Annotated in this window: 10 protein-coding genes and 3 pseudogenes; 9 read left to right on the plus strand and 4 right to left on the minus strand. The window is 49.2% G+C overall.

Annotation, left to right across the window (positions count from 1 at the left end):
- Positions 1-14 precede the first annotated feature (14 nt).
- The 4 genes from IQ219_RS10890 (at position 15) to IQ219_RS10905 (ending at position 3,303) form a co-directional block, all read left to right on the plus strand.
- Complete coding sequence (locus tag IQ219_RS10890; protein ID WP_190598278.1) at positions 15-515, plus strand: thioesterase family protein; 501 nt, start codon at positions 15-17, stop codon at positions 513-515.
- A gap of 172 nt (positions 516-687) precedes the next feature.
- Positions 688-1,929 (plus strand): DUF445 domain-containing protein, encoded by a 1,242-nt coding sequence (locus IQ219_RS10895; protein ID WP_228016957.1) that lies wholly within the window; start codon positions 688-690, stop codon positions 1,927-1,929.
- Between the two features lie 115 nt (positions 1,930-2,044).
- Positions 2,045-2,653 (plus strand): DUF3038 domain-containing protein, encoded by a 609-nt coding sequence (locus tag IQ219_RS10900; protein ID WP_190598291.1) that lies wholly within the window; start codon positions 2,045-2,047, stop codon positions 2,651-2,653.
- A complete protein-coding gene (locus IQ219_RS10905; RefSeq protein WP_194020363.1) occupies positions 2,650-3,303 on the plus strand; it encodes a DUF4335 domain-containing protein in 654 nt (217 codons plus the stop codon). Before IQ219_RS10900 ends, IQ219_RS10905 begins: the two co-directional genes overlap by 4 nt.
- 9 nt (positions 3,304-3,312) lie before the next feature.
- On the opposite strand, the gene IQ219_RS10910 is transcribed toward IQ219_RS10905, so the two are convergent.
- The gene (locus IQ219_RS10910; RefSeq protein ID WP_228016953.1) at positions 3,313-4,035 is read right to left on the minus strand and encodes an SIMPL domain-containing protein; all 723 of its coding nucleotides are present in this window, start codon (positions 4,033-4,035) and stop codon (positions 3,313-3,315) included.
- Between the two features lie 260 nt (positions 4,036-4,295).
- Here IQ219_RS10910 and IQ219_RS10915 point away from each other — a divergent pair, with 260 nt between their 5' ends.
- From IQ219_RS10915 to IQ219_RS10935, 5 genes and pseudogenes are all read left to right on the plus strand, one after another.
- Positions 4,296-5,177: a pentapeptide repeat-containing protein gene (locus tag IQ219_RS10915; RefSeq protein ID WP_194072609.1), complete on the plus strand. Its 882-nt coding sequence runs from the start codon at positions 4,296-4,298 to the stop codon at positions 5,175-5,177.
- 39 nt (positions 5,178-5,216) lie between these two features.
- Positions 5,217-6,194, plus strand: a complete 978-nt coding sequence (locus IQ219_RS10920) for an ABC transporter ATP-binding protein (protein ID WP_194072610.1) — start codon at positions 5,217-5,219, stop codon at positions 6,192-6,194.
- A gap of 139 nt (positions 6,195-6,333) precedes the next feature.
- Positions 6,334-8,001 carry a chaperonin GroEL gene (groL, locus tag IQ219_RS10925; RefSeq protein WP_190598272.1) on the plus strand — a complete coding sequence of 556 codons (1,668 nt, stop codon included), beginning with the start codon at positions 6,334-6,336 and terminating at the stop codon, positions 7,999-8,001.
- Between the two features lie 198 nt (positions 8,002-8,199).
- Positions 8,200-8,529: pseudogene (locus IQ219_RS10930) on the plus strand (hydroxylase); the annotation flags it as partial.
- Positions 8,530-8,676: 147 nt separating this feature from the next.
- Positions 8,677-8,986 (plus strand): annotated as a pseudogene (locus IQ219_RS10935) (2OG-Fe(II) oxygenase); the annotation flags it as partial.
- A 31-nt stretch (positions 8,987-9,017) separates the two neighbouring features.
- On the opposite strand, the gene IQ219_RS10940 reads toward IQ219_RS10935, so the two are convergent.
- The 3 genes and pseudogenes from IQ219_RS10940 to IQ219_RS10950 all read right to left on the minus strand — a co-directional run.
- Positions 9,018-9,563, minus strand: coding sequence for a GrpB family protein (locus IQ219_RS10940; protein WP_194072611.1), 546 nt, complete (start codon positions 9,561-9,563; stop codon positions 9,018-9,020).
- A gap of 241 nt (positions 9,564-9,804) precedes the next feature.
- Entirely contained in the window at positions 9,805-10,122 is a 318-nt protein-coding gene (trxA, locus tag IQ219_RS10945) for a thioredoxin (protein WP_194020368.1), read from the minus strand.
- A gap of 40 nt (positions 10,123-10,162) precedes the next feature.
- A pseudogene (locus tag IQ219_RS10950) lies at positions 10,163-10,236 on the minus strand (DedA family protein); the annotation flags it as partial.

The following is a 10,236-nucleotide window of genomic DNA, read 5'->3' on the forward strand; positions in this document are numbered from 1 at the left end:
CCTTTAGATTGACTGTGAGTGATTCCCCAAAGCCCCAATTACCCCCAAGCCCCCCAGGAGACCATTGCCTAGTTCCCCGACCGGAACTGGAGGCTGTGACCGAAAAGTGGTTTGAGATTATGGTCCGGGTGCAGCCCCACCACACTGATTACGGCGGCGTTGTTTGGCATGGCACCTACCTAACCTGGTTGGAAACCGCCCGAGTTGAATGTTTGCGGTCCATTGGGGTGGACTTTGCCGATTTGGTCAAGCTGGGCTGTGATTTACCGGTGGTGAACCTGGCCCTACGCTACCACCGTGCCATCCGCCTGGGGCAAACCGCAGTGATTAAAGTGCAAATGCAAGAAATCCAGAAAGTACGGTTGGAATGGCAAAATCAAATTGTTTGCCTAGAAACCGGGGAACTCTGTGTGACTGGCAAAATTACCCTAGTGGCGATCGACCCCGCCAAGGGCAAAATTATGCGCCGTTTACCGCCGGTGGTGCAGGAAAATTTATTAAAGCTGAGACAGTGATCTTCGATTTTCAAGGGCGGGATTTATTACTTTGGGAAGGAGGGGCAAAAATTGTGTTCGCACTGATGAGAAACCTTGATGCTTCTTCATCTTCACCCCGGTCTGGCCAAGATTATGATCCTCTGAATCCTGTTCCGTCTGGGCTGGGGATTGCCTTGCCTTGCCATTGATGATGATTAACTACTCCCTACTCCTCACCCTCGCTTTACCCCCCATTGCAGGGGGAATTATTGGCTATTTTACCAACGACTTAGCCATCAAAATGCTATTTCGTCCCTACAAACCCCTCTTTTTGGGGCCCTATCAACTGCCCTTCACCCCTGGATTAATTCCCCGCAACCAGGAACGGCTGGCCAAGAGGGTTTCCGACACTATTATGGGATCTTTGCTGACCCCAGAGGAGCTACAACGGCTAGCCCGTAAACTCCTGCAACGGGACCGAGTAGAGGGGGCCTTGGGGTGGCTATTGCAATTGGCCCTGAAACAAATTCGGGAAGATAAGCAACAAAAAACCGCTCAAATTCTCGCCAATATTTTGCGGGATTTATTTAGTGAATCTTTGCCCCGCTTACTAAAAGCCCTGGCCCGGCAGGATAATTTTCTCTCGGATCAGATTAACCGTATTTTTGACCAAATTTTGCTGGAATTTCGATTGTCGGAACTGCAATCCCGTCAGTTCGCTGATTGGTTATTAGGCACAGTATTGCCGCCGGATACCATTCGTTTGGCGTTGGTGGATTTTTTGAGCGATCGCAATATCCAGGTAATTGACGAGGGTTTTCGGGAAAAAACCAGTGGCACCTATTGGGTGGTGGCTAATTTATTTGGGGTGCGTAATTCCCTCACCCGTTTGCGGGCTTTTTGCCTGGAGGAAAAGGAAACGGCCAATTTGCGCCTGAAGGAATTATTACTTTCCTTGGAAATTCGGAATCGCCTCAAGGACTGGCTCCAGCAATTATCCTTGGAAAATTTACCCGTTTCGACGGTGCGACAATTGCGGCGAACCACCGGGGAAGTGGTGCGTACCTATATTCGGGAGCGGGGGGAACCTTTTCTGAAGGATTTTGGTAACTCGGTGGACTGGGATAACGTGGCGGTGCTCATTGTCAATCGTCTCCAATCTTCCACGGCGGTGACCGGTTCCCTGGGCTTGGTAAGCGAGGAGTTGGCGTCAATTTTGGAACGGTATTTGGAGGAGGATTTAGAAAAAATTGTCAAGCAAATTATTCCCATCCTGGCCATTGACCAGGTGATTATCAACCGTATTAATGAAACCCCCGCCGCCGAGCTGGAAACCGCTGTCCAGGCCATTGTCCGCAGTGAACTCCAGGCCATTGTTAATCTGGGGGGAGTGCTGGGGTTAATCATCGGTGCTTTGCAGACTGGCTTTTTCTTGGTCAGCCGTGGTTTTTGATGGGAGTCTGACCCGATGCGATACCATGGTTTGCAGTGTCAAAATTTAGACTATTTTCTGGGTAGCCTTTGGGCTGCTCTGCTCCGTTGCCCAACTCAGCCTGTTAACTTTGCCCATGTCTGATGCCGCCGTTGTTGTTGAAGAACAGGCCGCTGTGCTAAAAACTTTGCCGGATTTTCCCCTCTCTAATCAGCGGTGTGCCAGTCAGTTACAGCAACGCCTTGATTTGCTCTTACTGGCGATCGAGGCTTTGGATGTGGGCTCGGCATCAAAAATGCTGGCCAGTGCGGAAAGTTTGGGGCTACAGTCCATTGTTCCCCATGCCCTGGCTCTGTGGCGGTTACGCTGTACTAATCCCTGGCGACGTTCCTATAACCGCACCCTGCTCACCCTCGACCAAGCTAAGGCTTTGACGGCGATCGCCCATTACCAGGCCAAGCCGTTGAATGTAACTATGCGGCAATTGCTCATTGCGGAACGACAAATGCGGGCCAAACAGTTGCCGGTGGGTACCAATTTTTTACTGTCGGATTACCTAGACCAATTCCGTTCCCATTTTAGTAGCCGGATGAATCCCCGCCGGGCTAAAGTATCGGTGTTGTTGGCTTCGGAACCGGCCATGGACGATTTTGCCCTGGGTTTGCTCAACCAATTATTGTTTTGCACTGGCACCATCGGCATGGAACGTTTATGGATCAGCTTGTTTGACGGAGAAGTGGCTTGAATATTCAAAGACCCTATCGCTTACCCAACTGTACCCTCACCCTGGAGGGCATGGCCAGCGGCACTGATCCCAGTTCTAGCAACGAGGATTTGCAGATCATTCTCAATGCCCGTTGTCAGTTCCTCGGCACCAACCAAAGTTTGGAAGGTGGCCGCGCTTTTCTGGAGGCCTTGGCTAAAGCGGTCAACAGTTACGCCCAGGGTTGTCTGAGTGGTATTCCCCATCCCACAGAAACCAGGGGAGAAAATGGGGAATGGGCCGAGTTAACCCCCCTGCCGGATCAGGCCCTGCACCGTTTGGTGTGGCATCCCCCGGCTGATGAATCCTCCGAGGCGATCGCCGTTGATCTATCCACTGTGGAACTCTTTGACCTGGTGGAAGCTGTGGACCAATTTATTGGCGATCGCCATACTTTACCGGACTTTTCCCTTACCCTAGAACCCCTGTCTCGTCGCCACCGGCAACCGGACGAACCCTTTGTGCAACGGGCCATTCCCGCCAGCTTGGGAGCTTTGGGCTTAGCAGTTTTTGCCTTGGTGATTTACTGGCTACCCATCCCTGAAATTAGGGAACCGGAAGTGAACCCCGGCAATACTCCCGATTTGATTCAGCCCGGCAATGGCAATCCCACGGATGGCCCGACGCCCTAGCAGAAACAATTAATAGGCAATTTCCAGGGTCACTGTGGCCTGTACTGTTTGGTCACCGCTAATAATGGGTGTGGGCGCAGATTCCGCTACTGGGGAAGCGGCCAGGGCCCCCCTAAAAAGGGGCATGGGTTGCCCTGGACTGGGATTAATAACAATGCGGACAATGTTTTGGGGGGTTAAATTTAAACTGGACAGCACTACCCGAGCTTGGGCTTGGGCATCGGCGGTGGCGGCGACCAAGGCCTTTTGCTCTGCTGCCTTCAGGGTTTCAGGGGTAGCGATAAAGTGAATGCCATCGATGCGACTGGCCCCGGCCCGCACAGCTTCGTCAAGGATTTTTCCCACTTGGTCGCTTGGGTACTGAAAACTGACGGTATTACTGCCAATGTAGCCTTCTAACCTTCTTTCATTGTTGCTATAGACATAGTTGGGCTGGAGTTGTAGCCCCTGGGTTTGTAACTTATCCACCCGTTGACTGCGTAGATATGCCACCAGACGGTTACTCCGTTCGGCGATCGCCGTTTGAACCTGGTTAGCAGTATCGGCTTGGACTTCCACTGTTAGCTGGGCTTCAGTTAGGGTGGTGGGGACAGATTCCGAAGCTTGGCCAGTGACAGTAAGCAGTTGTTGCATTTCGTTGGCCCACAGGGGAGAGGGGGGCAAGGCAGTGAGAAGGGTGCCGGATAATAACAGCACCGATGCGGAAAATTGAGAAAGTCTAAATATGCCCATGGTTGGCCTCCTAGAAAAAATATTTAGTTGCACCCTTGGCGATGTTTAAGGGCAAAGTTCTAGCTCCCTGGCAGATAGCCCACGGAAGACAAAAACTACTGCTTTAGAGGGGATTTGCCGGAGTGCGGACGCAAACCCTTGTCCCCTGTTGACAGGGCACAATGCAGGGTTGACAACAAGTTACCCACTGAATGCTATGGTTTGCACTAGATAGGGTTAATCTTAATTGACCGGCAGTCTCGGCAGCGGAAAAATTTTCGATGGTAGACAGTAATCAAGCCCAGGCGATTCTTAGTCAATACCAGGCAGGGGAGCGCCATTTTCCTAACTTAGCCCTGCGGCACATTGACCTCCACGGCTTCACCCTAGCTGGAGCAGATTTTAGTGGCTCAGACTTCAGCGAGGCCAACCTGCGGGGATCAGATTTGCAAGGCTGTAAATTGCAGGGTTGCTATTTTAACAATGCGGATCTGTCCGGCGCTAATTTGGCTAGGGCTGACCTGGGGCAGGCATCCCTACTAAAAACCTTTTTGCTCAAAGTTAATCTCCACGGAGCCCATTTAGACCAGGCCCTTTGTGCCGGAGCGTTACTGACCAGGGCTAATCTTGAAGAAGCCTGCTTGCACGGGGCTTTGCTAACGGGGGCAGATTTAACTGGGGCAAAGTTAACCAATGCCAAATATAATCAACAAACCCAGTTTGACGCCGGTTTTAAGCCCGAAAACTTCGGTCTGATCAAGGTGGCAGGGGATAGTGCTCCTAGTCCTCAAACCGAGGCTCAAACTCCGCTCAAAGAGGAACAGTCTGGCCAAGCTTCCCTCCCCACTAGCTTGACGGTGGAAGACCTGTTATTAACTTTTGAATATTTGGGTAGTTTAGGTAATCATTATTTAGGTAGTACCATGGCTAGTCGTTATCTCCAATCGACCCGGCCCAAGGAAGAATGGTTCGCTCAGTTTGAGGTGGATAAAAAAGCCGTTAAACTTAACTATCAAGGGCCAAAGCAGGAGCAGTTGACCCCAACCCAAATTGAGTTGGCTCAACAATGGGCTCAGCAGTATGTCAAATCCTGCGCAGTTATTTTTAAGACCTTTTCCACCATGATCGAAACTGATCGATGTGTTTTTAGTATTAGTGGTTAGGTCTTCTGGGCAGGACTTTTTCAGGGAGGAAATAAGTTAATGGTCGTGTCAACTCCGATCGCCGAGGCAAAGGAACCAATCCAGGGCCATGTGGTGGAAACCTGGGAGATTAGCAAGACCTACCGTACTGGCTTTTGGATGAATCAGAAGGTGGAATCCCTTAAACCTTTATCCATTGCGGTGCAACCGGGAGAAACCTTTGGACTGCTTGGTCCTAATGGGGCGGGCAAAACTACCTTATTAAAAATTCTTTTGGGGGTTATCCGTGCCAGCGGCGGCCGGGGCACCCTCCTGGGCAAACCCATCGGCGATCGCCAAACGAAACAACGGGTTGGCTACCTGCCGGAAAATGCCTATTTTTATGACTTTTTAACCGCCTGGGAATTTTTAGATTACATCGGCAGCCTGTTTCAGATTGGCAAAAGGGAACGGCAACGGCGCATTATGGCCATGTGCGACCTGGTGGGGCTGGCCCAAAAAACTGCCAAAAAGAAGCAATTGCGGCAATATTCCAAAGGTATGTTGCAACGGGTGGGCATGGCCCAGGCCCTCATTAATGATCCAGAAGTGGTATTCCTCGATGAACCCATGTCCGGTTTAGACCCCCTGGGGCGTTACCAGGTGCGGGAAATTATTCTCTCCCTCAAGGAACAGGGCAAAACCATCTTTTTCAACTCCCACATTTTGGCCGACGTGGAGCAAATTTGTGACCGCATTGCCATTTTGGCCCGGGGAGAATTGCTCTGTAGCGGTTCTTTAGCGGAAGTGTTGGGCACCGACGAAGGTTACCAAGTGGTCTTACGGGGGGGACAAGCAGAGGAATTAAGCAAATATTTAGGTAACCTCAGTCAGGAACAGGATGTCTGGCATGGTGATTACCAGGGAGATCCCCAAACGCTAGTGGATGCTTTACCTAGTCTTGGAGCCAGTTTAATCAGCCTCAATTTGGCCAGGCCTTCCCTGGAAGATTATTTCATCCGGCAACTGCGGGAACGGGGCATCACCACCAGTCAGTAAGCAAAAAAATTCAGTATCTTAAGCGTCCCAAAGAACGGAAAACCGAACCTTGTTTGGCTTAGCACTCCACTGCCAAGAGTGCTAGAGTGCTTTATGGACTTGTCCGCCACCTTTGACGTTATTTGTAACTTTTTAGTCTATGTCTAAGCTTATTTCCTTTAAGGATGAATCCAGACGCTCCCTGGAAGCGGGGATTAATGCCCTGGCCGATGCAGTGCGGATTACCCTCGGCCCCAAAGGTCGCAACGTTTTATTAGAAAAGCAGTACGGTGCTCCCCAAATTGTCAACGATGGCATCACCGTCGCCAAAGAAATTGAACTGTCTAACCCGGAAGAAAATGCTGGAGCTAAGTTAATCCAGGAAGTTGCTTCCAAAACCAAGGAAATTGCCGGGGACGGCACCACTACCGCCACTATTATTGCCCAAGCTTTAGTACGGGAAGGTTTACGTAACGTGGCCGCTGGAGCTAACCCTGTAGCTCTCCGTCGGGGCATCGAAAAAGTTACCACTTTCCTCGTCCAAGAAATTGAGGCTTTGGCTAAACCCGTAGAAGGTTCGGCGATCGCCCAGGTGGCCACCGTATCTGCCGGTAACGATCCGGAAGTAGGGGCCATGATTGCCGATGCCATGGACAAAGTCACCAAAGATGGCGTCATCACCGTGGAAGAATCCAAGTCCCTCAACACCGAGTTGGAAGTGGTAGAAGGGATGCAGATCGACCGGGGTTACATTTCTCCCTACTTCATCACCGATAGCGATCGCCAGTTGGTGGAGTTTGATAATCCTCTGATTCTAATCACCGACAAAAAAATCAGCGCTATTGCCGACTTGGTACCCGTGCTGGAAAGCGTTGCCCGGGCCGGTCGTCCCCTGTTGATTATTGCTGAAGATATTGAAGGAGAAGCCCTCGCCACCCTAGTGGTCAACAAAGCCCGGGGTGTGCTCAACGTGGCCGCCATTAAAGCCCCCGCCTTTGGCGATCGGCGTAAAGCGGTGTTGCAGGACATCGCCATCCTCACCGGTGGTAGTGTCATTTCTGAAGATATTGGCCTGAGCCTCGACAGCGTGAGCTTGGATCAATTGGGTCAAGCGGTTAAAGCCACTTTGGAAAAAGACAACACCATCCTCGTTGCTGGAGCGGACAAACGGGCCTCTGCCGGAGTTAAAGAACGCATTGAGCAACTACGCAAAGAATACGCCGCGTCCGATTCTGACTACGACAAAGAAAAAATCCAAGAGCGCATCGCCAAACTAGCCGGTGGTGTGGCCGTGATTAAAGTCGGCGCCGCCACTGAAACGGAACTCAAAGACCGCAAACTCCGCATTGAAGATGCCCTCAACGCCACTAAAGCAGCGGTGGAAGAAGGTATTGTCCCTGGTGGTGGCACAACCCTAATCCGTTTAGCTGGCAAAATTCAAGCCTTTAAAGCCCAACTCAGCAACGATGAAGAACGGGTGGCGGCCGACATCATTGCCAAAGCTCTGGAAGCCCCCCTACACCAGTTGGGCAGCAATGCCGGGGTGGAAGGTTCTGTCATTGTCGAAAAAGTTAAAGAAGCCACTGGCAACCAAGGTTACAACGTCATCACCGGCAAAATTGAAGACCTAATTGCCGCTGGTATCATCGACCCCGCCAAAGTGGTGCGTTCTGCCCTGCAAAATGCTGCTTCTATCGCTGGTATGGTGCTAACCACCGAAGCCCTGGTAGTGGAAAAACCTGAACCAGCGGCCCCCGCTATGCCCGATATGGGTGGCATGGGCGGAATGGGTGGTATGGGCGGCATGGGTGGCATGGGCATGATGTAATTGCCCCATTCTTAACCATGATTGGAGCCTTAATCCATTCTTGTTAATCATCTGAAGGCTTTGTTGCCTGTTGTCCCCCTTCCTTTGTTAATTGGGAGGGGGATTTTTGTTACCTACAAAACAGCTAAAATTGTTCAACCATAAATTGTCTGACAAAAGTATTATTGATCTTAAATAATTCAGGGGGATCAATAGTAGGAATCAATATTTTTGCCTGCTAATTATGTAGAAGTTAAAGACTTTTTATCCCCAGAAGAAAATGAAAAATTTATCAGAGAAGCAATTAACAGACGACAGCAATATATGGAGTCAAACATTACCACTAAAGCAAATCAATATCGCCAATCCTATGTGCTTTTTTCTAAAAAAATTCCGGTATTGTCAGCCCTAATAAGGGAAAGAATCACAAAGACGCTACTGGAATTACTGGAACAATTAAAAATTCCCCCTTTCGAAATTGCAGAAATTGAAGTGCAGCTTACAGCCCATAATGATGGTTGTTATTACAACCAATATTCCGCAGGCTCTACCAATAGTTACTAAATTTTCGGGAAAACACTACAGATAGCGTAGTTTTTGCGTATTGACTGACTGGGGGTCAAGAGGCAAACTCCGAAATAGGCTTGCCGTCGTACTCGACTTCAGACGAAGGTGTACTACGTGCGGAATGTAGGTTACAAAACTCATAACGATGCCCGTAGTGAAAAAACAGCCAGCCGACAAATCACCTATGTCTATTATTTTTACCAAGAACCAAAGGCATTTTCTGGGGGGTAGTTAAAACTCTACGATACGGAACTTCAAAACAGCACTATTATTACCCATTCCAATTTTCAAACAATTACCCCCCACTAATAATTCCATTATCTTTTTTAATAGCCGTTGCCGCCATGAAGTAATGCCTGTGATTTGTCCTTCTAGAGAATTTGCCCACAGTCGATTTACGGTCAACGGCTGGATTCGCCGGACTATTGATGCTGATTAATTGAACTCTATCAAGGAATACTGACCAGCAATTATTGAGTTATTGAAAGTTGACTTTTTTGTGTTTTGTGCCATTGTGCCGCTTTCCTGTCTATTTCTCTAATAAATTGATCTTTACCATCCATATATTTATCGATATTTGTAGGATATTTTTTTGCCAACTTGCGTTTTATTTCGCTATATTTCTGGGCGTCGTCAGCATGGGCAATCATGTAATCTCGAAATTTTAAGTGACGTTTTACTTGCTCTGAACCAACCTCGAAGATATGAATATGATGGGTTCTGAACCCCGCTTGGTTGTTCTTACTAAAGTATCGACGACCAGGAATGCCAAATTCTCCCATCACTTCGTAGCCAATTGATTCCATAGATGAGTTCTGCTCATCCACATTAAAAATATTTTTGACTTCAACCAACAGATCGATGATGGGTTTGGCATAGATGCCGGGAATAGCTGTGCTGCCAATATGGTGTACGGCGATAACATTTTCTCCCATTTCAGCGGCGACCCGTTCCGATTCAACTGCAAACGCCGTTCGCCATTTTTGGTTATGGGGGACAACTTCCACTTTTCTCATGATTTGGCTATCTTACTAATAGCTGGAGCAACCCAACATTCCCTGACAAATGAGGTCCTAGGAGCCCGTTTGCAAGGTTTTAGTTTGCCCCCTAACGCTTCAGCCAATAGGAAATGGATATCTAGTTTCTTTCCGAACTCGGAAGGTCAGAGGGACTTTTCAAATACATTCCATGGGAAAGTCCAACTAAACGGGAGAGACTACAAGAAAAGTGTTTTCTTCCCGATCGCCGGAATTATATTTAAACAAAAACCTGCAACTGTTGGATTAACTGGGCGGCCTGTTGTACGCCTTCAATGCGATGCACCGGTTGCCCCTGCTTGAATAACACCAACGTTGGTAAAGACTGGATTTGGTACTGGGTGGCGATCGCCGGGTATCTATCGGTGTCAATTTTCACCACCTGGATTTGTTGGCGGAGATGACTGCCCACTTGCTCAAGAATGGGGGCCATCATTTGACAGGGGCCGCACCAGGTAGCGTAAAAGTCCACTAACACCGGCTTGGGGGAACCGGCCAGCATTTCGGCAAAATTGGCAAACTGTTTTTTGACGGCCATGGTATTTTCCCTCGCAAAGGTATTAATCCAGTTCTAACAATTATTGGGGGCGATCGCCTATGGCCGACTCAATGGTTTGATCAAAACGCTTTTGTAGGAAGTGAAAGATAAAGT

Origin of the sequence: Synechocystis sp. LEGE 06083 (assembly GCF_015207725.1) — a bacterium.
GTDB classification, from domain to species: Bacteria; Cyanobacteriota; Cyanobacteriia; order Cyanobacteriales; family Microcystaceae; genus Synechocystis; species Synechocystis salina.